Origin of the sequence: Fibrella aquatilis (assembly GCF_017353255.1) — a bacterium.
GTDB classification, from domain to species: Bacteria; Bacteroidota; Bacteroidia; order Cytophagales; family Spirosomataceae; genus Fibrella; species Fibrella aquatilis.
Genome location: NZ_JAFMYU010000004.1, coordinates 91,979 through 118,272, shown reverse-complemented (window position 1 = coordinate 118,272; position 26,294 = coordinate 91,979). Strand labels below are relative to the sequence as shown.

Here is a 26,294-nt window from a genome sequence, read left to right as displayed (position 1 = left end):
TGAATGATTGGGATTTTTTGAAAAAACGGTTAGCAGGCACAAAAGCGCCAGAAGCAGATTCCTCTACATAAACTGGCAATTGATGATACTGTTCATACCTACCAACTACGACAAACACAAGCCAAAGGATGCGTGGCGTGGTGGGTTTATTTCAACTTATATCCTGAGCGATGTGATGTGGCAGGGCGAAACATAAATTCGTCCAGTTATTTTGATTTAATCTAAATAAGACCAACCTTTGCGCTATCAATAAAGATTCTAAACAAGGAATCACGCTGTCATGGCTCAACACATACGCTTCATTGCCTCACTCATTGCTTTATCGCTTTGCTTGCCAACGCTTCTTTCTGCTCATGATAATCCGCTGAGAACCCTACGGGCAGCAGCTGTTAATAACGATGACGATGATGGCCAACATGGGAGTGTTAAAGGCCACGTTGTAACACAGGATGGCCGTCCGGCTGCCTTTGTCACGATCTTGGTGAAGGGTACCGACCCGTCGACCCGTACCAAAGGCACCACTACCGCCGAAGATGGCAGCTATCAGCTTCGGCATTTGCCCGTTGGTGAGCACACGCTGGTGGTGTCATTTGTAGGGCTGCAAACGTTGGAACAGGCAATTACTATTCAGCCGGGGCAAACCACGCAACTGGACCTGACGCTTCAGGAAACGGCTCGCCAACTGGATGAGGTACAGGTACGGGGCTACAAATCGGCCAATCAGGTGCCGGTGAGCGTAGGTAAGGTAGCTATTAAACCCATGGACCTGCCCCAGAGCGTAGCCGTCATTGACCGCGACGTGCTGGACCGGCAGCAGACACTGCGCCTCAGCGACGTACTCATGAATACCAACGGCGTTTATGTGATGGGCACCACGGGGGGCTACCAGGAAGAAATTGCTGCCCGCGGGTTTGCCTTCAACAGTAGCAATACGTTTAAAAACGGTGCCCGGTACAACAACAGCGCCATGCCCGAAATCTCGTCGCTGGAGCGGGTGGAGGTGCTAAAAGGCTCGTCGGCCATCTTGTTTGGTAACGTGGCAGCGGGTGGCATTTTGAACCTAGTAACCAAGAAACCGCGCTTCGACGGGGGTGGGCAGGTGGCCATGCGGGTGGGGAGCTTCGGCTTCTACAAACCATCGTTCGACGTCTATGGCGGCATTACGCAGCATGTGGCCTTCCGGCTGAATGGCACCTATGAGAACAGCCGCAGTTTCCGCGATGAGGTGAACGGCGAACGCATCTACGTGAACCCTTCGCTGCTGATAAAGCTGGGTAATCGCACCGAGTTCCTGCTCGAAGCCGACTACCTGAAGGACAACCGTACGCTTGATTTCGGTATTGGCGCGATCAACTATGCCATTCCCGATCTGCCCCGAAACCGCTTCCTGGGCACGTCCTGGGGCTATATTCGGACGGAACAAGCCAGCAGCACCGCCACGCTGACCCACCGCCTGACCGATGCCTGGCAGGTGCGGGCTACTGGCTCAGTACAGCGTTTCAACAATGATCTGTTTGGCACCAACCGCCCCAACGCCAGCAACCAGTTGATTAAAACCAACGGCGACTGGGTGCGGGGGCTGCAACGTACCGGCATCAACGAAACCTATTGGATCGGTCAGGTCGATTTTACCGGCAACGTCAGCACGGGCCGTATTAAGCACACCCTGCTGCTGGGTGCCGATGCCGATCAGTACCGTACTAACACCACGGCCTATAATCCACTGGCTGTTTATGATACCGTCAACGTGTTTAACCCTGCCAAATTCCGCCTTCGTCAGGACATTCCCACGCTGACTACCCGCCAACTAACTGAGGCCCCCATCAACCGCGCCGGGGTCTATGTGCAGGACCTGGTTGCGCTGTCGGAGCAATGGAAACTGCTGGCCGGGATGCGCTGGAGCTACCAGCAAACGAGCAGCACCGTCACGACGCTGGCCGACAAAAAAGCCACTACCGCCACTACCTTCGACGATGCCTTTACCCCCCGCCTGGGCCTGGTGTATCAACCCCGCCAAACCACAGCTCTGTTTGTGAGCTATGCCAACTCGTTTGCCGTGAACACGGGTGTCGACATAGCGGGTAACGCCCTGCCGCCTTCATTTATAAACCAGTATGAGGCGGGTATCAAAAATGATCTGTTCAACGGATTCCTGTCGGCCAACGCCACGGTATACCAGATCAGGAACAGCAACCTTGCCCAGACGAGCCTTCAGAATGGCAATACCAACACCAACATTAAAGAGCTAGCCGGGGAGGTAACCAGCCGTGGTCTGGAAATCGACGTGAAGAGCAAGACTATGCAGGGTATCTCGTTTTTGGCGGGCTACAGCTACAACGAAACTCGCTATACGCAAAGCAATACGTTTGTGGTGGGCAGCCTGTTGCGCTATAACCCCAACCACACTGCCAACGCCAGCGTATTCTACACCGTGCAGCGGATGGGTTTCGGCAAGGGCGTACAACTGGGTCTCACGGCCTTCTATATGGGTGAGCGCGTGGCGGGCCGGTCTACCCGCGTTACCGTGGCCAACGATGCCTACCGGCTGATCCCGCTGCCCGCCTACACGCAGCTAAACGCCTCGGTAGGCTATGTTAAGACCCGCTATGCCATTCGTGCCAGCGCAACGAACCTACTCAACGCCCTGAGCTACAACGTCCACGACGACAATAGTATCAACCCCATCGCCCCACGCCAGGTATCGGCCACGCTGTCGTGGAATTGGTAGGTGTAGTTGACTGACCCATTCTAAAACAGAATGATGTGGTAAGGGTGTCATCAGATTCCCGACCTGACACCAGTAAAAGAGGGAACCGGCTAGCTAGCCGGTTCCCTCTTTTACTTATACCTAAAAATGAATGCTCAATATGCCTTATCTGTCTCTGGTTTTTCTTCAGGTAAGATGAATTTCAGGGGACGGCTGACGGTTTGGGGTAACAGCGCTATGTCCAGCACCTGACCTACGGTGTCGGCGTAATGGAAGGTAAGTTCTTTAATATAAGCTGAGTTGATTTCTTCAATGTCCTTACGGTTTTTGGTGCAGAGAATGATCTCTTTCACCCCCGCCCGGTTAGCTGCCAGAATCTTCTCTTTAATACCCCCCACGGGTAGCACCTTGCCGCGCAGGGTTACCTCGCCGGTCATGGCCAAAAAGGGCCTCACCTTGCGCTGCGTATAGATTGAGGCCATCGACGTGACCATCGTAATCCCCGCCGAAGGTCCGTCTTTCGGTACGGCGCCCGCCGGTACGTGGACGTGGAGGTCGTAATGGCTGAAAATGCGGTAGTCGATGCCTAGGTCATCGGCATGGGCTTTGAGGTAGGAGAGGGCCGTCATGGCCGACTCTTTCATCACGTCGCCGAGCTGTCCCGAGAGCGTCAGGGCACCTTTACCCCGGCTCAGACTACTCTCGATGAGCAAAATCTCGCCACCCACCTGTGTCCAGGCCAGGCCCGTCACGATGCCCGCAATGTCGTCGTCGGAATAGATGTCCTTATCGAACACTTCCGTACCCAACAGGCGCGTCACGTCGGTGGGGCGAATGTGGTGTTCGTAGGTCTCATCCATGGCGATTGATTTGGCAATCTTGCGTACCATCGCACCAATTTTCTGCTCCAGGTTCCGTACGCCCGACTCCCGGGTGTAACCTTCCACAATCTTCACCACAGCCTTGTCGTCGATCTGAAGATCTTTCGTTTTCAGGCCGTGTTCTTTGCGTTGCTTGGGCACGAGGTACTTCTTGGCAATCTGCACTTTCTCTTCCACGGTATAGCCCGTAATGTCGATGATCTCCATCCGGTCGCGCAGGGCGGGGTGGATGGTGTCAAGCGAGTTGGCAGTGGCAATAAACAAAACTTTCGAGAGGTCAAACTCCACGTCGAGGTAATTATCCACAAACGTTGAATTCTGCTCAGGATCAAGCACTTCCAGTAACGCCGACGAGGGATCACCCCGGAAATCGCTGCTTACTTTGTCTATTTCGTCCAGGATGAATACCGGGTTCGACGCACCCGTTTTGCGGATGTTCTGGATAATTTTGCCTGGCATGGCCCCGATGTAGGTCTTTCGGTGCCCCCGAATTTCGGCTTCGTCGTGTACGCCACCCAGGGCCATCCGGCTGTATTTGCGGCCCAGCGCTTTGGCAATAGACCGCCCCAGTGAGGTTTTACCCACGCCCGGCGGACCATACAAACACAGAATCGGTGCTTTCATCGCCTCTGGGTTGTGCCGGTGTTTGGCGTCGCGGCTGCGGCCATTTACCCCGTTGGCAGCCGTACCGGCTGCTTCGTGGGCGGCCTCCTGCGCGGCCAGTGCCTCCGACTGCCGCTCGGATTTGAGCTTTAGCACGGCCAGATATTCAATGATGCGTTCTTTTACTTTTTCCAGCCCGAAGTGGTCGCCGTCCAGGATTTTCTGCGCCCGTTTCAGGTCAAAATTATCTTTCGTGTACTCGTTCCAGGGTAGGTCTACCATCAGTTCGATGTAGTTCATCGTAACCGGGTATTCGGGGGCCATAGGGTTGCTGCGCTGGAGTTTAGCCAGTTCTTTGTCAAAATGCTCCCGGATGGGCTTCGACCAATTTTTCTTGGCGGCTTTGGCCCGGAGTTCGTCCAGCTCACGGTCGGGTGTGTCCATACCCAGCTCATCCTGAAGCACTTTCATCTGTTGCCGCAGGTAGTAGTCGCGCTGTTGCTGATCGAGGTCGAGGCTGGCTTTGCTCTGAATTTCGCGTTTCAGTTCCAGCAACTGTACCTCCTTCAGCATGTATTCGAGCAGGAGCTGCGCCTGTTGGGCACCCTCGGTTTTTTCGAGCAGCCGCTGTTTGTCGGCCACGTCGGCGTTGATGTTCGACGACAGGAAATGCACCAGAAACATAGGGCTTTCAATGTTGTCGAGCGCAATGCGGGCCTCCTGAGGGATTTCGGGATTGAGGCGCAAAATCTTGTAGGCGGCTTCTTTCAGGGTCTGAATCAGGGCTTTACCTTCTTTTTTGCCTGAATTACTAAACGAATCGTCAATGGGCCGCACGTTGGCCGTCATGAAGGGGTCTTCCTGGGTGATCTTGCCAATTTCAAACCGCTTTTTGCCCTGGATGATGATCGTGATATTGCCATCGGGCAGGGTAATCATCTTGATGATATAAGCCACCGTACCTAACCGGTAAAGGTCGTCGGGGGTAGGTTCGTCTTTTTGCTGATTGGCCTGCGCTACCACGCCAATAATCCGGTTGCCCTTATACGCTTTCTTCACCAACCGCACCGATTTTTGCCGTCCAACGGTAACAGGCACCACCATACCGGGAAAGAGTACGGTGTTACGAACGGGCAGAATGGGTAGGTTTTCGGGTATTTCATAATCCGCGTCGTCGCCATCGGGCGAACCAAGCGGAATCATTTCAATACTATCTAAATCATTGTCGGCCAGAAATAAGTCTGATGCCATATTGTGGGGAAACATCATAGTACGCCTGCCAAACTGGCAGTGTATTTACATGGAAAGAGGAAAACTGTGATGAGTGGGCAAGGACCAATAAGGGCGTCAAGGAGTGTGCCAGCCTGTTTCAACTGACGCATTGCTTAATTACGCGCACTGTATCTGTTGACGAGTGTATATAGTGCAAGGTAACATTAAAGCGTTACCGCCTGCACCGGCTGATTGTTTCGGAACACAACTGTTTTCTTGACTTGATTTAGTTGAATCGTCACCAAGTTAACCTGATCTGCGAATAAATCTATGAATAAATCTTGTTTTATGAATACGTTCTGTGATTTGCCAGCATACGGCATTTCCAGATAAACCCACTGGGCGTCGGCTTCCTGCTCGTAACCCACGTAAGTGACAGGTATAGGTTTACGGTCGGCACCAGCCACAGCAAAATGCTTGCGTACATACTGCTCAACGAGCTTATCCTGCTTCTGCCCTAGGTTGAGGTGCAGGGGTTTGCCACCATTCTCTTTGGTGAGTGCTGTCTCGAAATCATCCGTAAACACCCGCACACTGATCTCGAAAGTTTGACTCTTAGGGTCAAACTCCATTTGCGTCAGGCTGGTGTGGAAGGGGTGGAAGGTGAAGCAGGAGAAGAGAATGAACAATAAACAATGAACAATGAACAATGCACAATGTACAATGGGCTGACGCAAGCAAACTCCCGCCGCGCCGGCGGACCGGTCAGCCCATTGTACATTGTGCATTGTACATTGTTCATTGTTTATTGTTTTTCTCATTCCCACCTACTTAAAAAAGATATCATTCAGGAACGCAAACGCCATCAGGCCCAGCAGCAACACCATGCCTACGCGTTGGGCACCTTCTACGAATTTATCAGACGGTTTGCGGCCCGATACGATTTCGTAGAGCAACATCGTGGCGTGGCCACCGTCGAGGGCGGGGATGGGCAGGGCATTCATAAACGCCAGCGCCATAGAGAGTAGGCCCGCCAGTGACCAGAACCGGGTCCAGTCCCAGACACCACCAAACATTTTGGCAATGCCCACGGGGCCGCTGAGTGCCTTCGAGGGTGAAATCTGACCCTTGAAGATTTTGCCAAAGCCCCGGATGTTGTCATAAATCACGCCAAAAGCCCGCTCGGTGCCCTTGCTCAGGGCTTCGCCGAAGGTGTAATCGACGTGGGTTTCTTTCAACAGCGAATTGGGGCGAAAACCAACTGTACCCTCCGCCGAAACGGTAGGCTTAAGGGTGAGCGACTGGGTACCGCGCTGCACACCAAGCGTGATTTGCTTGCCTTTATTGGCCCGGATAACCTCCTGCACTTCGTGGAAAAAGGCAGTGGGTTTGCCATTGACACTCGTAATGCGGTCATCAGCTTTTAAACCGGCTTTGGCGGCCGCAGAACCGGGTTCTACTTCGCCGATATTGAACGGAAAGATGGGCTGAATAAAATTCGCGGCGCTCTCTTTGTCCGAGAACTTAGCCACCATATCATTGGGCACGTCGACCCGAATCTGCTCCAGACTGCCACCAGCCGTGGGGCGCTCAATCGTGTAGTAGCTGTTGTTGCCCAGTAGCACGTCGGGGCTGGTCACATCGGCAATGTTATCGAAGGGTTTGCCGTTGATCTCAACAATGTGGTCGCCGGTTTTCAGACCAATTTGTTTGCCGTACTCCAGGGCCACAATGCCGAATTTGGCATCGCGTGAGGCAATGTAGGTACTCCCGAGGCTGTAGATCAGCGACACGAAGATGACAATGCCTGTGATGATGTTGACGATAATGCCGCCCAGCATGACCACCAGCCGCTGCCAGGCGGGTTTAGCCCGGAACTCATACGGCTTCGGCTCCTGCGCCATCGCCTCGGTATCCAGCGACTCGTCGATCATGCCCGAAATTTTCACGAATCCCCCCAGCGGAATAGCGCCGAGGCCGTATTCGGTGTCGCCTTTTTTGAAGCTGAATACTTTGGGTGGGAAGCCAATAAAATATTGCTCCACCCGCATGCCAAACATACGGGCGGCTACCAGATGCCCCAACTCGTGGAGACCTACCAAAATTGACAAGGCCAGCAACAGCTGACCAACCATGATTACTGTTTCCATCTAAAGGTATTTGGACAATGGACGCTGGGTTTTGGATTACAGGGCCAACAGGCAAAGTCCAGGGTCCAACATCCAAGTTCTAACGTCTATTTTACAACAAAAGTACCAATCTTTTCGGTCGCTAACCGGCGGGTTTCTCTGTCGGAGGTCACGTAATCATCATACGTTGGCCTGGCTACGAATGTGGCCCGCTGCATGGCGTCTTCAATGACGTCGGAAATGCCGAGGAAACTCACCCGGTCGTGGAGGAAAGCCTCCACCGCGATTTCGTTGGCGGCGTTGACAATGCAGGGCATGTTGCCCCCCCGTTCCAGTGCGTCGTAGGCCAGTTGCAGGTTGCGGAATGTCTTCGGGTCGGGCTGTTCGAAGTTGAGCGACGGGTAGTTGGCGAAGTTGAACCGGGGGAAGTCCGACTTTAGCCGATTGGGGTAGCCGAGGGCAAACTGAATGGGCAGTTTCATGTCGGGCAGGCCCATTTGCGCTTTCAGGCTACCGTCTTCAAACTGCACCAGCGAATGCACGATGCTCTGCGGATGCACCACCACGTCGATCTGATCGGGGCGTAGCGCAAAAAGCCATTTGGCTTCGATGACCTCTAACCCCTTGTTCATGAGCGTCGCCGAGTCGATGGTAATTTTCGCGCCCATGGTCCAGTTAGGGTGTTTCAGGGCCTGTGCTTTGGTTACGCCCGCCAGAAACGCCCGGTCTTTCCCCCGAAACGGCCCACCCGACGCCGTCAGGATGATCTTTTCGATAGGGTTGTGAAACTCGCCCACCAGGCACTGAAAAATGGCCGAATGTTCGGAGTCGACGGGGTAGATGTTCACGCCCTTGGCGGCGGCCATCTGCGTAATCAGTTCGCCCGCCACCACCAGCGTCTCCTTGTTGGCCAGGGCAATGTGCTTCCCCGCCTCAATGGCCTTCATGGTCGGCAGCAGCCCGGCGTAGCCCACCATGGCTGTGAGCACAATGTCGATACTATCCATCTGCACCACCGAGGCAATGGCCGCCAGCCCGGCATAAACCTTGATATCAAGCGGATCGAGCCCCGCAAACACCTGGTGGTAGCGAGATTCGTCGCAGATTACGACTACCTTAGGCCGCACCAGCCGGGCCTGTTCAATTAGCAGCTCGGCGTTGTGGTTGGCGGTCAGCACCTCGACCTCAAACTGATCGGGATGCGCCAGCACCACGTCAATGGCCTGCGTACCAATGGAGCCGGTAGACCCCAAAATGGCAATGCGGCGTTTAGGATTAGTTGTCATTTAGTCTTTAACAGATCAAAATTGACCGTTACGTTCAGTTCCTCCTGAATGGCCCGGATGAAATAGACATCTTCGGGGCATTCAGCCAGCAACGTGTCAATATATTGTTGCGGGTTTTGATGTAAGCCTGTTATATGCTTTTGCAAACGTTTTATGTACCTTTTTCGCTCTTCAGCCAGCCGCTCATTACCTAGGTTGAGTAAGTCGAAAAGATGGGTAGCTTCTTCATCGTCCCAATCAACTACATAATTTCCTTGAATGTAGAGAATGCGGTCTTCCAGATCTTCAGCAGTGGGAGACAATATGGGTTGATACTCTTCCCATTTGGTCGATTTTCTCGTATTCCACAGTGCCTTTACTAAAAACCAGTTGGTGTAACTGTCACGAGGTGTTTTTTTTAGTGTAGGATTAAAATGTTCAATGTGTGCGTCATCTGATGCGCCGAGGTACGTCTCAGTATAAGCACAAAGCCTATTCTGCTCCGTAGCTAGTGCTTCTCTAAGTCCGTCATTATCACCATCTTTATACGAAATTTTCTTGTTGATAATTTCTGAATTATCAAACTTTATTACTCTTCTCATGAAAATCAAAAATTATACTTGTTGCCAAGATGAGCTTGTTCAGCAATAAGTTTATTCTTTCGATTCTGATCTTGTTCGTTTTTTATTTTAACAAATAAATTTCGATATTGAGCATAAGCTTCTAATCCCTCATCCAGCATCAACTCATTTAAACCAAAATCTTCGCTCAAAATGTCATTTGGGTCGTCACCAATTGGCGCAACTCCCTTACGGCACTTTACATTGCCTTCTTCGTCAAAATGGAGAATAAACCGTTCTTCAGGCTCAAACGAAGCTGCAATTATAGGGGAGTGGGTTGCAAAGAAAAATTGTGCTTTGGGGGCAAGTGAGGTGTAGTGTTTGATTAATTGACGTTGAATGTCAGGGAATAGCGACCGTTCCGGTTCGTCAAACAGAATTATTGTATCAGTCGTATCAAACTTGTATATTGGAATGGACGTAGCAAGAAGCTGACGAGTGCCTGTGCTAAGGCTACCACCATTGATTTTCACCCCTTGCTTAGTTTGCAAAGCAATAGGGACTTTCGCATAGTTAGGGTCTATCTCTAAAAAGAAGTTATCAAGAACAGATTTAAGGCAATTATCATATAGTTTATTACGAGGATTTTCCTTGGACCGTATGCGTTCTTGTATTTGTGCTGTCTGTGCTACCGCAGAAGGGTCTTCAATGTTTTTAATCAATTCATTAAATAGTACTAGGCTAACTTCGTCAAAATCGCTGATGTCTTCGAGCAGGTATTGCCAGATAGAAAGAGAATTCATATCACCCAGTGAAATTACTTTCCTGTCTCCTGCATCTCTTAAACGCTTCTTTAATGCTTCTTTCTCCCTCTCAATTTGAGTAGTAGTTTTTACAAAATCTGAAAAAAACTGAGGAGCTTCTGATTGGTCGGCAAGGAATGCATCGGCCTCTCTTGCGATGGATTCCCTAAGGCAGATACACAGCTTATTAGTTTCAAGTAAAGAGTCTATTGATTTTTTATCTAAGCTATTTAAAATACTTTTTTCAATATACTCAGGATCAAATCTTCCTAACCCTTTATGTGGGGGAATTATAGTGTTTTTTTGATTTAAAGCAAATTGGAACTGAAATGAAGAAGAAATATAAGAGTAGTTAGACAGCTCCTCGTATGGAATGTGATCTGAGGTATTTCTTTTTAACGCTTGGTTCAAAACTGATATATGATCCTCAATAGCATTCAATAATGTCGTCTTCCCCGTTCCACTTTGCCCAATGAAACATACCTTCTCCAGCGCCTTCCCTGCTTTTGATTTGTCGTGAAAGTCTGCTGGGTAGGTGAAATCGAACTTGATGTTTTTGAACTGGCGGTACTCACCAATCTCGATGCCGGTGATCTTCATAGTTTTTAGTTTATCCTTTCACAACTCGATACCGTCTTTATGAATAAACATGAGCAGGAAAGTATTGGCACATTCGTACTGGTGGGCCAAAGACGGAATAACAGACACCTTTATGCCATCTTGGAGCAAATGTGGGTACATGATGTCGAACAGACCCTCCGATTTTAGATCGTCCTTTGACGTGCCATCTATTACAGGCATCAGATCAATATCTGACTCGTCGTGAAAATCGCCCCGTGCGTATGAACCGAAAAGAACCAATTTTTGTAGCCTATCGCCGTAGTAATCAACAAGTTCACGTTTCACCTGCGCTAACACATGGCGAACATGGTCAGGTATGTGGGCCAGTCGGTCGGGGGCAATCAATTGCGCTTCCATGACTCAAAGCTAACGCATTACCTGCAAAAGCCCGTCGGCCAGGGCGCGGTCGTTGCTGAGGCGGGGGACTTTGTTTTGGCCGCCTAGCTTGCCTTGTGCTTTCATGTATCGCTGGAACGCGCCGCGTGGTAGCGGGGTGAGTACCAGCGGGCGCAGGATGTTACCCTGCATGAGGTCGTCATAATACACGTTCAACTGGGCAAGGCGGGTGTTGAGGTCGTGGGCGAAACGGGTGGTATCGGCGGGGGGCTGGGCAAACTCGATCAGCCATTCGTGGTAGGGGAGACCCTCGGCGGGCGTCACCATGGGGGCCACGGTAAACTCAACCACTTCGGTGCCGGGCTGTTGCTGCATGGCGTACTGCAACGCCTTCTCTACTTCTTCGCCAATGACGTGCTCACCAAAGGCCGAGATGAAATGCTTTATCCGCCCCGTCACCACAATCCGGTGGGGGTGGCGGCTCACAAACTTCACCGTGTCGCCCAGGGAATAGCCCCACAGGCCCGCGTTGTTGTTGATGATGACGGCGTAGTTCACACCCAGTTCTACTTCATCGACGGTCAGGCGGGGTGGGTTTTCGGTAAAGTATTGGTCGGCGGGGACGAACTCGTAAAAAATGCCGCTGTCTACCAGCAAAAGCAGTCCCTCGGCGTCCTGCGAATCCTGATAGGCAATAAAGCCTTCAGAGGCGGGGTAGGTCTCGATGCTGTCAATGCGCTTGCCGATGCTCTCGAACAGCCGCGCCCGGTATGGCTCGAAATTGACGCCACCATACACAAATAGCGAAAACTGCGGAAATACGTCTTTGATGGCCTTGCCCGTCCGTACCTGAATCCGGTCGAAATACATCTGCACCCAGGGCGGAATACCCGAAATGAGCGACATCGGCTGGTCGATGGTTTCGTCGATGATGCGGTCGAGTTTAGTTTCCCAATCCTCAATCGTGTTGGTCTCGTAGCTCGGCATTTGGTTCGACCGGAGGTAGGCCGGGACGTGGTGGTTCACAATGCCCGACAGTCGCCCGGTGTAAATACCCGCTTTCTGCTCCAGTTCGGGGCTACCCGACAAAAAGATCAGCTTCTGATCCAGAAAGGCCGATTTACCCGTTTCATCTACGTAACAAAGCAGCGCGTCGCGGGCCGAATTAATGTGGTTCGGCAGTGATTCATTCGTCAGCGGAATGTATTTCGTGCCCGACGTGGTGCCCGACGTTTTGGCGAAATAAGCGGGCTTACCGGGCCAGAGAATATCAGGTTCGCCATGCACCACCCGCTCTACGTACGGCTTCAGGATTTCATAGTCCCGAATGGGCACCGCCTGTTGAAAATCGGCTTGGGTACGGATGTCGGTAAAGTGGTGATCACGGCCAAACTGCGTGGTGGCAGCACGGCTAACCAGGTGGTGTAGCCAGCGTTGTTGCGTCTCGCCCGGCTGTTCGCGCCAGGGCTGCTGCCGTTGCCGCACCCACCGGGCCAGCGGTTTGCTAAAAATCGAACGGATTCCCATAGGGCAAATGTAGAGACGCAACCCTTTGCGTCTCCCATGCGTCAGCCATGAATCATCCCTAGCGTTGCTGACGCGCTTGAGACGCAAAGTGTTGCGTCTCTACGTTTTGTCCAAAACGCATATGCTGCCTAAAATGCTTCTTTCTACGCTAAAAACCTTGTAAACGACCTGTTTAGGCCATATGTGGTCTGGATATGCTTTTTGGGATAGTTGTATTTTCGCGGTTTTATTCCTACTTTTGCGGCCTCAATACGTACACAATTTCTTAGCTCGTCATATACAATGATTACGGAAACGGCAGTCAATACAGGTAAAATCACCCAGGTGATTGGACCAGTGGTGGACGTGAGTTTCGAGGCCGAAGGCTCTCGCATCCCGGCCATTCTCGATGCCCTGCAAGTGACCCGCGCCAATGGCCAGGTCGTTATTATGGAGTGCCAGCAGCACCTCGGCGAAGACCGCGTTCGCGCCATCGCCATGGATTCTACTGAAGGCCTGCAACGGGGCATGGAGGTTGTTGACCTGGGCGGCCCCATCACCATGCCCATCGGCGACGGTATCAAAGGTCGTCTGTTCAACGTGGTAGGTGAGGCTATCGACGGCCTGGGTGCCCTGCCCAACGCCAGCCGTTCATCTATTCACCGGGCTGCCCCCCGTTTTGAAGACCTCGCTACCTCAACCGAAGTACTCTACACGGGTATCAAGGTGATCGACCTGCTGGCCCCTTACGTAAAAGGTGGTAAGATTGGTCTCTTCGGTGGTGCCGGTGTGGGCAAGACCGTATTGATTCAGGAACTCATCAACAACATCGCCAAAGCCTACGAAGGGCTATCGGTGTTTGCCGGTGTGGGCGAACGTACCCGCGAAGGCAATGACCTCATGCGCGAAATGATCGAAGCCGGTATCATCAAATACGGCGACGAGTTCAAGCACAGCATGGAAGAAGGCGGCTGGGACCTGAGCAAAGTTGACTTTGAAGAGCTGAAGAAATCGCAGGCCACGTTTGTGTTCGGTCAGATGAACGAACCACCCGGAGCACGTGCCCGCGTAGCCCTGTCGGGTTTGACAATTGCCGAATATTTCCGCGACGGTGGTGATGACGCCGAAGGTCAGGGTCGTGATATCCTGTTCTTTATCGACAACATCTTCCGCTTCACGCAGGCCGGTTCAGAAGTGTCCGCCCTGCTGGGTCGGATGCCATCGGCGGTAGGGTATCAGCCCACGCTGGCCACCGAAATGGGTGCCATGCAGGAGCGTATTACCTCAACCAAGCGTGGGTCAATCACCTCAGTACAAGCTGTTTATGTACCTGCCGATGACTTGACTGACCCCGCCCCGGCTACAACCTTTGCTCACCTTGATGCCACCACGGTATTGAGCCGTAAAGTAGCCGAGTTAGGTATCTACCCCGCCGTTGACCCGCTCGATTCTACCTCGCGTATCCTGAGCGCCGACGTACTGGGCGAGAAGCACTATGGCACGGCTCAGCGCGTGAAAGAGATTCTGCAACGCTACAAAGAATTGCAGGACATCATCGCCATCCTGGGTCTGGAAGAACTTTCGGAAGATGACAAGCTGGTGGTAAGCCGCGCCCGTCGGGTGCAGCGCTTCCTGTCGCAGCCGTTCTTCGTGGCCGAGCAGTTTACGGGCTTGAAAGGGGTGTTGGTAAACATTGAAGACACGATTAAAGGCTTCAATGAAATCATCGATGGCAAGTATGACCACCTGCCCGAAGCCGCCTTCAACCTCGTCGGCACCATTGAAGACGCCGTTGTAAAAGGCGAACGCCTGATTAAGGAAGCAGGACAATAAACTGATTTACGAATTACGATTTACGATGTACGATTTATACTCGTGCGTTAGCTAAATCGTAATTCGTACTTCGTAAATCGTAAATCACAACGTGCAACTCGACATCATTACCCCAGATCGGAAAGTGTTCTCTGGCGAGGCTTCGTCGGTGACGTTTCCGGGTACGGAAGGGCAGTTTCAGGTGCTCAACGACCACGCTCCGCTGGTGAGTACACTGGCGCGCGGGCCGGTGACCATTGCCACGGCAACCGGTCAGCAAACGTTCACCGTTGATGGTGGCGTGGTGGAAGTACTCCGCAATAAAGTGCTGGTGTTGGCTGAAGCCGTTTTAGCGGCATAGGGTGCAACCGCATTAAGGAAAAGGCAGTCTCAGCAATGAGGCTGCCTTTTTTGTTATATTTGGTAAACACTCAAGCTGATGACGATCTACAATATGTATGACGAAGTAGCCACGCTGATGGCCGGATTAGACATAGATAAGCTTATGTCGCTGAAAGCCACGCCTGCCATGCAGCAACGGTTTGAACAACTGGCGAATCAGGCGAAACAGGCACAAATCAGCTCGAAAGATAAAGACGAGTTGGATCATTATATTGTGCTGGAGCGCCTTATCCGGTTGGCCAAACTGCGTGCTACTGCTTAACTATGAGCGATTATATCTCCGACTCATTAAGACGTAAAGTAATTGACCGTGCTAACTGGCAATGTGAATATTGCAAGCTTCCAGATACCGCATCTTTCTTTACATTCCATATTGATCACGTCGTAAGCTTAAAACATAGTGGTGAAACTACGTTAAACAATCTGGCTTATGCTTGCCCAATTTGTAACATCGCGAAAGGGCCAGACGTAGCCACATTCTTAGATGATATACGAACGGCCATCCGTTTTTATAATCCCCGCATTGATTCGTGGCAAGACCATTTCAGCGTAGATAAAACGGGCCTACTGAATGATAAAACGGATATAGGGAGGGCCACAATTAAGATTCTTGGCTTAAATCACCCAGATGCCATTATCGAGAGAATGGAAATGATTCGCCTGGGACTATTGTAGCAAGTACTGCAACATTCTTGTCAACCCGCAAAATGGCCTGTGTTGTTGTAATTTTGATGTATGAATTACACCGAATTGCAACTCACGCTTGATCCTGATTTTGCCGATATCCTGACTGCTGAACTGGCCGAGCTTGGTTTTGAATCGTTCACCGAAACCGACGAGGGTATCAACGCCTATATTCCTGAACCCGATTTTGATGCCGATGCCGTAGCCGAAATTGTGTCACGGTATGCCCCGCAGACGGCCATTTCTTACACCATTACCTCGCTGGAGAAGACGAACTGGAACGCCCAGTGGGAACAGAACTACCAGCCTATTGAGGTCAGAACGGAAGCGGGTCCGTCGGTGCGGGTGCGGGCGTCGTTCCATGAACCTGATGCGGCGTTTACCTACGACTTGGTTATTAACCCAAAGATGTCGTTCGGGACGGGACACCATGAGACCACCCACATGATGATGCAGCACCAACTGGGGCTGGACCATACCGACAAAGCCATTCTCGACGTGGGGAGTGGCACGGGCATTCTGGCTATTCTGGGGCTGAAACTGGGCGCTACCGATGCCTTGGCGTTTGATATTGAGGAATGGGCCGTGGAAAACGCCATTGAAAATGCGGCGCTCAATGACTGCCCCCAGCTACGCGTTTTTCAGGGTACCATCGCGGGTGTAGCTGCTGACGAACGCTTTGAGATAATCCTGGCCAACATCAACCGCAACGTGCTCCTGGCCGAAATTCCGACCTATGTAAATCATCTGAAACCCGGCGGCTTGCTGCTGGTGAGTGGGTTCTACGAGACTGACGCGCCCGACATTCAGGCCAAAGCAGAAGAGGTCGGTCTGGTACGAGTGGGCTACCTCACGCGCAATCAATGGGCATCTATCGGGTTTAGGAAGTAGCAAGGCGGTCAGTGCCAGTATTACCCTGAAATTTTGACCGGAACATTATAGAAAAGGGCCTGTTCAGCGTTCTATAGTGAGAAGCCATAAGTTGAGCATGATACGTATCCTATATAGTTGTTGTTTGCTGTGCCTGACCACGTTGGTGGCCTCAGCGCAGGTGATAAAGCTGTCCGATAATCCCGAACAGTTTGCGACCGACGTGCAGAAACTGATGGCCACGGGCGGGGCGGTGGCCGTGAAAGCCGCCAACGACCTAAACGCCGTACTGGGCGAGTCGCGGCTGGATGCCAAACAGCGCGACCGGCTGATGGTGCTTTGCCGGAAAATGAATCAGAAACGATACGCGCCCGTAGCCCATTTTGCGCCCCTGTTCGAGTCGCTCTACCACGCCATCTATACGGCCAAGCCCGCTGTAACGGCCCCCGACATTGATAACCTGCTTCTGATTGCCGAAAAACAGTTCGAGGCTAACGATGCTAAAGCCTTTGCCCGGACCATGGACGGGGCATGGGCATTTCTGGAGCGGCGCGAACTATACAGCGCCAAATTCAACAAGACCTATCTGCTGGGTGGCACGTTTGCTTTTCGGTACATAGAAAACGGACAGGCGGCCACGGCTACAGAGTCAACGTCAGCTACGAGTGCCACGGCCGTTGCGGCTCCCGCGAAGTCGAATTTCGATGGGTGGGATGCGCCCGTTGGTGTCGACACCACGCAGCCGAAAGAGATCGATGTGAACTACAAACCCATTCAGCGGCGGCCCATTCCCACGGTGTCGGGGCCGGTGATTACGATTACCAACGCCATTGTGGCCATTGTAGCCAACGGCGATTCGGCTATGGTAGACGGCACGGCGGGCGACTACATGCTGCGCGATGGTGTTTGGGTAGGAAAAGGCGGCACGTTCTCGTGGGCCTTGCAGGGCCTGGCCGACCGCTACGTAACCCTGTCTGATTACAGCATGGTGGTGATGAACCCGCGCCTGCTGGCCGACGAAGTGACCCTGACCATGCAAAAAGGGGCCAAACCCATTCGGGGTGTGTTTGAGTACCAAAGCAAAAAACGGTTCAGCAACGTGCTGGATCAATACCCGCGGTTTGCGTCGTACCAAAACGCCGAATCTATTCCGGGCCTGGGCAGTGGCCTCACGTACCGGGGTGGCCTGGCGCTGGCGGGTAAGCAACTGATTGGGGCGTCGGCGAGTGGGCAACCGGCTACGCTGACCGTGGCCGACCGTGATGGGAAAACGGCGTTTCGGGTGAAAAGCCGCAAGTTTGAGTTTCGCGATTCGCTCATTACGGCCCCGGTAGCGCAACTAACGGGCTATATCGACGTGGCTGACTCGATCACGCACCCCGCCGTGCAGTTTAAGTTCGACAAGGAAACGCGGGTGGCCTGGTTTAACAAAGTAGACCGGCTCGACTATGGCCGGGTGCCCTTTTCCGATACCTACCATAAATTCTACATTCAGCCCGAAGTGGCGCGCTGGGACGTGCCCCGCAAGAAGATTGACTTCTACCAGGTGGGCGCCAAGCGCGAAGTGCCCGTGCGGATGGAGTCGTACGATTATTTCCAGCCACAACGCTACTCCGACATCGCCACCGACTACGGCTTTCATCCATTGCAGATCATTGGCAACTACATTACCAAGACCAAGCAGCAGTCGTTTCTCGACGATGACATCACGCGGTTTGCGCCCAATATAAACCCGCAGGTGCTGCGGGGTGCCCTAAGCCGTATGGTGCTGGAGGGCTACGTTGACCGCGACGAACGGACCCAGCAGATGCGCCTGAGCCGGAAAGGCATCCTGTACGTGCTGGCCTACAACGAGAAAAAAGACTTCGACAACTTCCAGATCAACTCGTTTTTTGGCAGTAACGATTCAACCAAAAACGCGACGATTGACCTGAATAATAAAGGCAAAGTGATGACAGTGAGAGGAGTAAGTCGATTCGTAATCAGCGACTCGCTCCGAATTTTTGGCTTACCCACCAACAATATCATCTATATTGGCAAGGGCCGGTCGCTGGTGTTTACGGGGCAAATGAAGTCGGGCAATATGCGCTACAATGGCAATGACCTGGCTTTCGACTACGACAAGTTTGCCCTGAATATGAACAAGATCGAGTCGATCACGTTCACGCCCGAAAAACTGGCCGCGCAGGGCCGTACCGACGAAATTGGGGGCGACATTAAATACGAAAAACCGGGTTCGGTACTCTTCGCCGCCGCCGACAATAAATCGGGTAAAGTGAAGGGCAAGAAGACCACGCAGCGGCTGGTGATGCCCGAAGGCATGACGGTGTATTTTGATCAGGATGTTCGGGGCGACTACAAATACAATCGGAAGGTGTATTTCAAGATTCCGGCCATCGACAACGACAGCGTGGGCAAGGGTGACATTTCGTTTATTGGCACATTCCATTCCGATGGCATCTTCCCGCCGTTTCGGGCCGAGCTGAAAACCATGCCCGACCAGACGCTGGGTTTTACCCACACGCCGCCTATGCTGGGCACTTACCCGATCTACAACAGCAAGTCGACGGTGAAAACTACCAGCGAACTGGTGATGGACAAAACCGGCCTCCATACCACCGGCACGATCACCCACCTGGCTGCCACGCTCAACGCCAAACAGCTCACGTTTATGCCCGATTCGGTGATGGCTACTGGTGAAACCGGGCAGATTGTGGAATCGCAGGCAACCAAGCTGGCAGCGGCAACGACCAAAAAAGGGCAGCGCCCCACGGCCACTACGGCAGCTTATTACCCCAACGTGGCCTTGAATAACTACACCATGAAGTGGTGGCCACAAGCCGACAGCATGGTGATTGCCACCCAGAAAAACAGCTTCAACTTTTTCAACGGCACCACCAAACTAGAGGGTAACCTGCTGGTGCGGGCGTCGGGGTTATTTGGAAATGGGATGCTTACTCGCAACGATGCCGAGGTGGTATCGGAAAGCATCAAGTTTAACAAAGACGGTTTCCTGGCCGATAATGCCAAACTGAAGGTACTCTCGAACACCGAAGTTCGGGGTGTGGCCAACAAGCCTGTCTTGCTAGGAACGGCTATCGACGTTGACTTTGATCAGGCCAAGGGTATTGTCGATTTGGCCATCAACCGCGACAACCGGAGTGTAGACGACACGCTCAGCTCAAGCATGGAGTTTCCGTATACGGCCTACAAAACCAACATCAACCGGGCGGTTTGGAACGTGTCGGGCAAAACCATTGCCATGAAAGGTGATGTTAAAACGTCGCTTTTCACAGCCACTGCCGATGAGCAGGAGGGGTTGACCTTCAACGCTACTTCGGCTTTGTATGATATTGATAAAATGACGCTCAACATCAGCGGTGTGCCGTATGTGACGGCTGCCGATGCACGAATTTATCCCAACAAAGGCCTGGTGACGGTGCGGCGCAACGGCGACATGCTGCCCTTTACCAATGCCCGGCTTGAACTGGATACCACCAGCCTGCACCACCGCCTGCGCAACGGCAACATCCAGGTGCAGTCGCGTACGCGCTTTTCGGGCGATGCTACCTACTTGTTCACCACGGCTAAAGGCGACACGGCGGCCATCAAAATGGGTAGTTTTGAACTGAAAGAAGCCGGACCGGTAGTAACAACCCCCACCCGCGCCGTGGCCAGCCGTGCTCGCAAACGGGGCGGTGCGAAGGCCTCTTCGCAACCCCTGGCTACGTTCTATACCGTGGCCCGCGCCGACATTCAGGAGGCTGACCGGCTCATCCTGGCTCCCAAGATTCAATTCAAGGGCGATATTCTGATGCGCGCCCCCGATAAGGATCTGGCGCTTGACGGCTACATCAAACCCCTGCTGAAGAAACGCCCAGATCTGGTCAGCGGCTGGATTCCGTTTAAGGAAAAGGTGCTGGAAACTATTGAAGTACCCGTGAATGACAAACTCAAGAACGAAGGCGATCAGGTGCTGGTGGCGGGCATTCATTCGCGCTACGGTAGCCCCGGCATTTATCCGTCGTTTTTGTCGCCCAAAGAAGACAGCCGCGACGACGACATTTTCCGGGCGGCGGGGGTAATGCATTATGACGAAAAGGAAAAAACCTTTGTCATTGGTCCTAAAGTGGGGTCCGAGGGGTTGAACGATGCCTTCGAGAGCAGCTTTTTATTCAACGACGACAAAGGCATTATGACTTTCCGGGGGGCAATGAACCTGCTCAGCACCCGCCCCAATCAGCATATGCTGGCCAGTGGATCGGCGCGGGTTAATGTCGATAGCGTGCAATACCGCATCAACGCTTTGTTGGCGCTGACGTTTGCCTTGCCCGAACAGATCAATCAGGCCATTGCGGCTAAACTGGTGGAGGGTAATCTGGAGGAGAAAAACGATGAACCCGCCGACGATGACCTGAACCGAATTTCAGATAAACTGCTGCCGCTGATTGGGCAAAAGGCTGTGGATGATTACCGCAATAAGGCCCAGAATCAGCACGTGTCGCTGGCGCAGGCATCGCCCAAGCTGAATACCGCGCTGGTGCTGGCCAATGCCAACCTGCGCTGGTCGGATAAGTTCAGCGCGTTCTATACAGTCGGCAAGCTGGGTGTATCGAACATTATGGCGACAGACATTAATGCGCAGATGACGGGCCTGCTGGAAATTCGAAAAGGTGGCAATGGCGCCGAACTGAGCGTATACATCGAATCGTCGCCGGAGGTGTGGGTGTTTTACGACTACAAACCGGGGGGCACATCGGGCGGGCAACTGGCCGTTGTGACCTCAGAACAGGATATCAACGACCGCATAACGGCCCTGCTGAGCAACAACAAAAGCAAGACAACGCTGGAAGTAGTGCCGGGGACGGAAGATGAGAAGTCGCTGTTTGTGGAGCGTTACGAGTCCCAATACCGGGTGCGGGTGCGGCCTGCCAAGCCCGTTCAGAAAGCGAAACCCGCCGCCAAGCCCGAACCGACCGTAGCCAAAGAAACCGAACCGGCTGCTGATACGGGATTCGGCGCTGAGGAAGCCCCCGCCAAACCTACCAAAGGCAAGGGTAAAACAGCCAAAACCAAGCCTGAGCGCGTAGCTGCCACTGCCGAAACTACCCCCGGCGAAACGGAGGTAACGGCTGGTGAAACGACCCCCGTAGCCAAAGAAACCGCCAAGCCCAAAGCTGCTGCCAAAGGTAAGCCCGTGAAGGGCGAACCCGCCAAAGTAGCCAAGAAAGAGCCGGTTAAGAAGGAGGAAAAGAAAGACAAGGAAGACGAGAAAGAAGGCTTCTGATACGGTTTGGAATTTGATGGTTCTTCAAAGGTACCAATCCACTGGTTTGTTGCGCCGTTGTCGATCTGATGCCCCCGCCAGAGCTTCATCTCCCGTTTCAGATACGCAAAGTATTCCCCAACGCCACGCAGGCCCCGCCCGGCGGGCAACACTATGTAAATCCCCGCACTGCTGCTTTATAGCTATTCTTGACTCAAAAGTGCGTTTTCCTGAAAAGCATACAGTAAAGATGGTAACTTGGAAAGGTCACCACTACCTGTGAATTTTTTCTCACTAATTGTATAAAAATACCAGTCTGTTTCGCTGTTGTCAAAGGTTTCTTCCCGCTCTATATTTTCCAAAGTAGTGTCAGAAAGATCAACTGTAAGTAGCCATCCTGGGTTACTAATAGTTTGAATCATAATCTGATTTTCATGCTCCCAATCACCGTCACAGTTGACTTTAAACCAGTCACTGATCCATTGAAGTGTTGATTGAAGTTCGTTCATTTTAGCTTAGGGTTTATTTTAGGAATTTCAGCTGGTTCCGCTGGTCTTACGCCACCAGGTATGTGCTTGCCTTGCATATGTGGTGTTGGAATTGGTTTCTTCGTCTGTTTATTCACATGAGGTGCGCCTGGCGTACCATCAGGTTTGCCACCATCATAACGACCCTTGGGGTTGTAATGGCCTGATGAAGTTTTCTCGTATGTCTCGTATTTATAAACGTTTCCATTCTGGTCTCGTTCATACACAGTGTGGTCGCCCTGAGCATCTTTGTTTGGTTCAAGCTTATTTTTGCCTTTTCCCGATTTGGGTTGCGGAGGGGTGTTTGGCTTGTTCCCCTGACTTGTCTGCGTAGTTGTCGAAGCGGGGTTTTCTGCTTTAGCTGCTGGCTTGAGTTTGGGCGGTGCTTTTGCGGGGGCAGTCATTCGCTGGCTCGATGCGCCGTTATTGACCTGTCGGCCCCGCCAGAGCTTCATCTCCCGTTCCAGATACGCAAAGTATTCCCCAACGCCACGCAGGCCCCGCCCGGCTAGTTTGCCTGCGGCCCGTCGGCCAATAACGATGTCGATGATGTCGAAGCCGCCACGGGTGACAGCAGCAGCAAAAAGATCGGCGGCTTCATCTAACTCTGGGTCGGTTTGGGCATTGATGGCCTTATGGTAAAAATCGACCAGCATTCGCAACACATCGATGCACAGGTCTAAACCGCCCACTACGGCCCCAAACACGAGCAAGCCCAGTCCCAGCACCTCCCCCACGCCCGATGCCATCAGGGCTACTGTGAGGCCCACAAAAGTGATGATGTTGGCGGGGGTAAATAGCTCTTTGGCTACATTGGCAAGGTGGTTGGGGAACCGGTGAATAGACCGTAGTATGGCTTCTTCCAGGCGCTCTGTATGGCTCATTTGCGCCACTGACTTCACTACCGGAGCCGCCTTAGCCGTTGGCATGAGCTGCGGGCGGATGACGATGGGTCGATGCCAGCCGGGAGGAATGGTAACCCACCGGTGTTGCCACGAACCCGCCGTGACGACGAGCATACGACGGGGACCTACCAGGAAATAGTATTGACTGGTACCACCCCAGTTACTCCGTTGCGTAAACTCAATATGCGGACCGCTGATGCCCGGGCTAACCGGCCTTCGGGCAAAGGGATTAACCGGTTTTATAGTCGTTATTCTGCCTGGCCCTAGCATGGCCAACGCGTTACGCGAGGAAGTCGGTGTTGGGCCTGGTATAGCAACCAGGATAGGCTCATAGTCAGGTAAGAAGCCCATGGGCAAGCCTGACCGTGACTGTAGAAACCCCTTGACAGCTTTTAATATAGCATCGTCTGGCAAATGCCCTACGGTCTTAAGCTCATATTCCATAGCAGTCCAGGTTTAGGGCCTATAGCACGCCTATTTCATCAATTCAGATTCTTCAGCATTTCTTCCAAATGGCCCAGGTCATGGACCAGCACGTCGCGGGCTTTGCTGCCTTCGAAGGGGCCAACAATACCCGCTTTTTCCAGTTGGTCGATCAGGCGACCGGCGCGGTTATAGCCTAGTTTTAACCGCCGCTGAATGAGCGAGGTGCTGCCCTGTTGGTGCGTCACAATTAGCCGTGCTGCTTCGTCGAACATAGCATCGCGGTTGGCAAGGTCCACGTCTTTTTCATCCATACTGCTGTTGCCCGCATCGTCGCCGTAGAATTCGGGGAGGGGATAGGCCTCGTCGTAGCCGCGCTGCGCCCCCACAAAGCCGCAGATTTCTTCAATCTCATTAGTGTCCACAAAGGGGCATTGCAGCCGGATAATGTCGGAATTAGACGAGAGCAGCATGTCGCCCATGCCCACGAGTTGTTCGGCACCACCCGCGTCAAGAATAGTGCGCGAGTCTATTTTAGAGGTTACCTTAAACGACAGTCGCGCCGGGAAGTTGGCTTTAATCAGGCCCGTAATCACGTTGACCGAAGGTCGTTGCGTGGCCACCACCAGGTGAATGCCAATAGCCCGCGCCAACTGCGCCAGGCGGGCGATAGGCTGCTCTACCTCCTTGCCGGCGGTCATCATCAGGTCGGCCAATTCGTCAATAATCAGGACGATGTAGGGCAGGTAGGCGTGGCCTTTTTCGGGGTTCAGGCGGCGATTGACGAACTTGGCGTTGTATTCTTTAATGTTCCGCACCTCGGCATCTTTCAGCAGATTATAGCGGTTGTCCATCTCAATACAAAGCGAGTTCAGCGTGTTCACCACCTTCTTGGTATCGGTAATGATGGCTTCTTCGGCGTCGGGCAGTTTGGCCAGAAAATGGCGTTCTATTTTGTTGAACAGGGTCAGTTCTACCTTCTTCGGGTCAACCAGCACAAACTTCAGTTGAGCGGGGTGTTTTTTGTACAAAAGGCTGGTTAACAGCACGTTAAGTCCTACTGATTTGCCTTGACCCGTAGCCCCGGCCATGAGCAGGTGGGGCATTTTGGCCAGGTCCACCACCAGCACTTCGTTGGCAATGGTTTTACCCAGTACCACGGGCAGGTCCATGCTGGCCTTTTGGAATTTCTCCGACGCAATCATGGACCGCATCGACACCATCTCGCGGTTTTTGTTGGGCACTTCAATACCAATGGTGCCTTTGCCGGGCATAGGCGCGATGATACGGATTCCCAACGCCGCCAGGTTCAGGGCAATGTCGTCTTCGAGGCTCTTGATTTTTGAGATCCGCACCCCATCGGCGGGCACAATTTCGTAGAGCGTTACGGTGGGGCCAATGGTGGCGTGAATGCGCTGAATGCCAATGTTAAACTTGCCCAGCGTGTCGACAATGCGGTCTTTATTGGCCTCCAGCTCATCAGCCGACACCTGCGCTTTCTGATTCTCCGGGTAATTCGTGAGCAGGTCGATGGTAGGAATCTGGTAGTAAGGCAGATCCAGCGTGGGGTCGTAGAGGCCGTGTTGCGCTACCAGGTCGCCTTCCACAAACATGTCGGGTTCAAACGGAGGCGTCACCGCCGAGGGGTGTTCGGTGTCGGTCAGTTCCAGCCCCTCAGTTACGGTCATGACCAGGTCGCCACGGCCATTGACGACTGGCGTCAAGGCTGGCGGGGGATCAGTCAGGGTAAGGGGCAGCGTGGCACCATTCCGGTCGGGTAGGGGGTCGTGAAGTAGGCTGGCGGGGGTAGCAACGGGTTCTTCATACGCATCCGCCGCCTCATCAACGGGTTCGGGCGTTATACTGTCATAGGGGTCGTTTTCGTCGTCGTACTGCCGCTGCTTACCCGCCGATTTGGGCGCACTGGGAGCAACGGAGTCACTGTCGTCGGCGGTCGGATGGGTGAAGCGGTTAAAGAGGGCCAGGTTGGTGATGTCGAAGTAAAAAACGGCGAAGGCGAAGCCCAGAAAGCCAATCAGTACGATACTGCCAAAACCCAGCAGGCCGTAGAGCAGCCGGTTTATCTCGTAGCCCACGCCGCCACACCATACGCTACCCGCACTGACCGAGTTGGTGGCCATAACCACATAACCCAGCACCAGGCTAACCCAGACGGCCAAAAACAGGATCACCTGCGTGGTGCGGGCCAAGGGTAACGGCTCACGACCCGACGTAAGCTTGAATCCTGCCAAAAACACAATAACGGGCAAACCCAGCGCCCCAATACCAAACCAGCGGAACAGAAATACGTGGGCTACATGGGCACCAAGCAACCCTACCCAGTTTTGCACGTCTTTACCCGCCTCCTTCACCGACTCGTCAGAGCCGAGCAGGCTTTGGTCGGCGGGGCCGGTGAAGAGGTAGGAGACAAAAGCCACCATCAGTCCAACGGCCAGCAGCATCAATAGCACACCCATGGTGAGATTGGTACGCTGATCGTTGCGCACACGCTCGAAGGACAGGGTCCAGGCGCGGGGCGGGGTGTTGGTTTTTTCCCGCCGCCCAGCCCGCTTCGACGGGGCAGCCTGATCGGAACGGGGCGTATTCTGGCGAGACGAAGCTGTGGTAGTTTGCGACATGGGTTGAGGGCAGGGCTGCGGAACGAGCGGTTCGTAAAAATAACGTTCCCAATGACCATAGCCGTTGCCTGACGCGGAAAAAAAGACCAAACAGTCATTTGCCAAACCTGGTTATTTATTACTTACCTGTTTGTAAGCAACCG

General features: G+C 53.0%; 18 protein-coding genes. 7 read left to right on the top strand and 11 right to left on the bottom strand.

Annotation, left to right across the window (positions count from 1 at the left end; all coding sequences use genetic code 11):
• The first annotated feature begins 280 nt into the window (after positions 1-280).
• On the top strand, positions 281-2,728 hold the full coding sequence (locus J2I48_RS06675; RefSeq protein WP_207334633.1) for a TonB-dependent receptor: 2,448 nt from the start codon (positions 281-283) through the stop codon (positions 2,726-2,728).
• A gap of 134 nt (positions 2,729-2,862) precedes the next feature.
• Here the strand turns inward: J2I48_RS06675 and lon are convergent, their stop codons facing one another.
• The 8 genes from lon to J2I48_RS06635 all read right to left on the bottom strand — a co-directional run bounded on the left by lon (position 2,863) and on the right by J2I48_RS06635 (position 12,644).
• The gene (gene lon / locus J2I48_RS06670) at positions 2,863-5,442 is read right to left on the bottom strand and encodes an endopeptidase La (protein WP_374758152.1); all 2,580 of its coding nucleotides are present in this window, start codon (positions 5,440-5,442) and stop codon (positions 2,863-2,865) included.
• Positions 5,443-5,627: 185 nt separating this feature from the next.
• Positions 5,628-6,191 (bottom strand): DUF6702 family protein, encoded by a 564-nt coding sequence (locus J2I48_RS06665; RefSeq protein ID WP_229375867.1) that lies wholly within the window; start codon positions 6,189-6,191, stop codon positions 5,628-5,630.
• A 39-nt stretch (positions 6,192-6,230) separates the two neighbouring features.
• Positions 6,231-7,553 carry an RIP metalloprotease RseP gene (gene rseP / locus J2I48_RS06660; protein ID WP_207334632.1) on the bottom strand — a complete coding sequence of 441 codons (1,323 nt, stop codon included), beginning with the start codon at positions 7,551-7,553 and terminating at the stop codon, positions 6,231-6,233.
• A gap of 86 nt (positions 7,554-7,639) precedes the next feature.
• A complete protein-coding gene (locus tag J2I48_RS06655) occupies positions 7,640-8,818 on the bottom strand; it encodes a 1-deoxy-D-xylulose-5-phosphate reductoisomerase (RefSeq protein ID WP_207334631.1) in 1,179 nt (392 codons plus the stop codon).
• Complete coding sequence (locus J2I48_RS06650) at positions 8,815-9,399, bottom strand: HNH endonuclease family protein (protein ID WP_207334630.1); 585 nt, start codon at positions 9,397-9,399, stop codon at positions 8,815-8,817. The genes J2I48_RS06655 and J2I48_RS06650 overlap by 4 nt, the downstream gene beginning before the upstream one ends.
• 5 nt (positions 9,400-9,404) lie before the next feature.
• Positions 9,405-10,760: an AAA family ATPase gene (locus J2I48_RS06645; protein ID WP_207334629.1), complete on the bottom strand. Its 1,356-nt coding sequence runs from the start codon at positions 10,758-10,760 to the stop codon at positions 9,405-9,407.
• 18 nt (positions 10,761-10,778) lie between these two features.
• Positions 10,779-11,138: a nucleotidyltransferase family protein gene (locus J2I48_RS06640; RefSeq protein WP_207334628.1), complete on the bottom strand. Its 360-nt coding sequence runs from the start codon at positions 11,136-11,138 to the stop codon at positions 10,779-10,781.
• Positions 11,139-11,147: 9 nt separating this feature from the next.
• On the bottom strand, positions 11,148-12,644 hold the full coding sequence (locus J2I48_RS06635) for a GH3 auxin-responsive promoter family protein (protein ID WP_207334627.1): 1,497 nt from the start codon (positions 12,642-12,644) through the stop codon (positions 11,148-11,150).
• A gap of 282 nt (positions 12,645-12,926) precedes the next feature.
• Between J2I48_RS06635 and atpD the strand changes: the two genes are divergently transcribed.
• From atpD to J2I48_RS06605, 6 genes are all read left to right on the top strand, one after another.
• Positions 12,927-14,456, top strand: coding sequence for a F0F1 ATP synthase subunit beta (gene atpD, locus J2I48_RS06630; protein WP_207334626.1), 1,530 nt, complete (start codon positions 12,927-12,929; stop codon positions 14,454-14,456).
• A 91-nt stretch (positions 14,457-14,547) separates the two neighbouring features.
• The gene (gene atpC, locus J2I48_RS06625; RefSeq protein ID WP_207334625.1) at positions 14,548-14,796 is read left to right on the top strand and encodes an ATP synthase F1 subunit epsilon; all 249 of its coding nucleotides are present in this window, start codon (positions 14,548-14,550) and stop codon (positions 14,794-14,796) included.
• Positions 14,797-14,874: 78 nt separating this feature from the next.
• Positions 14,875-15,099, top strand: coding sequence for a hypothetical protein (locus tag J2I48_RS06620; RefSeq protein ID WP_207334624.1), 225 nt, complete (start codon positions 14,875-14,877; stop codon positions 15,097-15,099).
• A 2-nt stretch (positions 15,100-15,101) separates the two neighbouring features.
• Positions 15,102-15,512 carry an HNH endonuclease gene (locus J2I48_RS06615; protein ID WP_207334623.1) on the top strand — a complete coding sequence of 137 codons (411 nt, stop codon included), beginning with the start codon at positions 15,102-15,104 and terminating at the stop codon, positions 15,510-15,512.
• 60 nt (positions 15,513-15,572) lie between these two features.
• Positions 15,573-16,412: a 50S ribosomal protein L11 methyltransferase gene (gene prmA, locus J2I48_RS06610; protein WP_207334622.1), complete on the top strand. Its 840-nt coding sequence runs from the start codon at positions 15,573-15,575 to the stop codon at positions 16,410-16,412.
• A 97-nt stretch (positions 16,413-16,509) separates the two neighbouring features.
• Positions 16,510-21,678 carry a hypothetical protein gene (locus J2I48_RS06605; RefSeq protein ID WP_207334621.1) on the top strand — a complete coding sequence of 1,723 codons (5,169 nt, stop codon included), beginning with the start codon at positions 16,510-16,512 and terminating at the stop codon, positions 21,676-21,678.
• A 182-nt stretch (positions 21,679-21,860) separates the two neighbouring features.
• On the opposite strand, the gene J2I48_RS06600 is transcribed toward J2I48_RS06605, so the two are convergent.
• The 3 genes from J2I48_RS06600 to J2I48_RS06590 form a co-directional block, all read right to left on the bottom strand.
• On the bottom strand, positions 21,861-22,166 hold the full coding sequence (locus J2I48_RS06600) for an immunity 53 family protein (RefSeq protein ID WP_207334620.1): 306 nt from the start codon (positions 22,164-22,166) through the stop codon (positions 21,861-21,863).
• A complete protein-coding gene (locus tag J2I48_RS06595) occupies positions 22,163-23,203 on the bottom strand; it encodes a polymorphic toxin type 24 domain-containing protein (protein ID WP_207334619.1) in 1,041 nt (346 codons plus the stop codon). The genes J2I48_RS06600 and J2I48_RS06595 overlap by 4 nt, the downstream gene beginning before the upstream one ends.
• Positions 23,204-23,571: 368 nt before the next feature.
• Positions 23,572-26,151, bottom strand: a complete 2,580-nt coding sequence (locus tag J2I48_RS06590) for an FtsK/SpoIIIE family DNA translocase (RefSeq protein ID WP_207334618.1) — start codon at positions 26,149-26,151, stop codon at positions 23,572-23,574.
• Positions 26,152-26,294: the final 143 nt, after the last annotated feature.

Coding starts and splice junctions, on each gene's coding strand:
- J2I48_RS06675 (WP_207334633.1), top strand. CDS start 281: ATGGCTCAACACATACGCTTCATTGCCTCACTCATTGCTTTATCGCTT.
- lon (WP_374758152.1), bottom strand. CDS start 5,442: ATGGCATCAGACTTATTTCTGGCCGACAATGATTTAGATAGTATTGAA.
- J2I48_RS06665 (WP_229375867.1), bottom strand. CDS start 6,191: ATGCACAATGTACAATGGGCTGACCGGTCCGCCGGCGCGGCGGGAGTT.
- rseP (WP_207334632.1), bottom strand. CDS start 7,553: ATGGAAACAGTAATCATGGTTGGTCAGCTGTTGCTGGCCTTGTCAATT.
- J2I48_RS06655 (WP_207334631.1), bottom strand. CDS start 8,818: ATGACAACTAATCCTAAACGCCGCATTGCCATTTTGGGGTCTACCGGC.
- J2I48_RS06650 (WP_207334630.1), bottom strand. CDS start 9,399: ATGAGAAGAGTAATAAAGTTTGATAATTCAGAAATTATCAACAAGAAA.
- J2I48_RS06645 (WP_207334629.1), bottom strand. CDS start 10,760: ATGAAGATCACCGGCATCGAGATTGGTGAGTACCGCCAGTTCAAAAAC.
- J2I48_RS06640 (WP_207334628.1), bottom strand. CDS start 11,138: ATGGAAGCGCAATTGATTGCCCCCGACCGACTGGCCCACATACCTGAC.
- J2I48_RS06635 (WP_207334627.1), bottom strand. CDS start 12,644: ATGGGAATCCGTTCGATTTTTAGCAAACCGCTGGCCCGGTGGGTGCGG.
- atpD (WP_207334626.1), top strand. CDS start 12,927: ATGATTACGGAAACGGCAGTCAATACAGGTAAAATCACCCAGGTGATT.
- J2I48_RS06620 (WP_207334624.1), top strand. CDS start 14,875: ATGACGATCTACAATATGTATGACGAAGTAGCCACGCTGATGGCCGGA.
- J2I48_RS06615 (WP_207334623.1), top strand. CDS start 15,102: ATGAGCGATTATATCTCCGACTCATTAAGACGTAAAGTAATTGACCGT.
- prmA (WP_207334622.1), top strand. CDS start 15,573: ATGAATTACACCGAATTGCAACTCACGCTTGATCCTGATTTTGCCGAT.
- J2I48_RS06605 (WP_207334621.1), top strand. CDS start 16,510: ATGATACGTATCCTATATAGTTGTTGTTTGCTGTGCCTGACCACGTTG.
- J2I48_RS06600 (WP_207334620.1), bottom strand. CDS start 22,166: ATGAACGAACTTCAATCAACACTTCAATGGATCAGTGACTGGTTTAAA.
- J2I48_RS06595 (WP_207334619.1), bottom strand. CDS start 23,203: ATGCTCGTCGTCACGGCGGGTTCGTGGCAACACCGGTGGGTTACCATT.
- J2I48_RS06590 (WP_207334618.1), bottom strand. CDS start 26,151: ATGTCGCAAACTACCACAGCTTCGTCTCGCCAGAATACGCCCCGTTCC.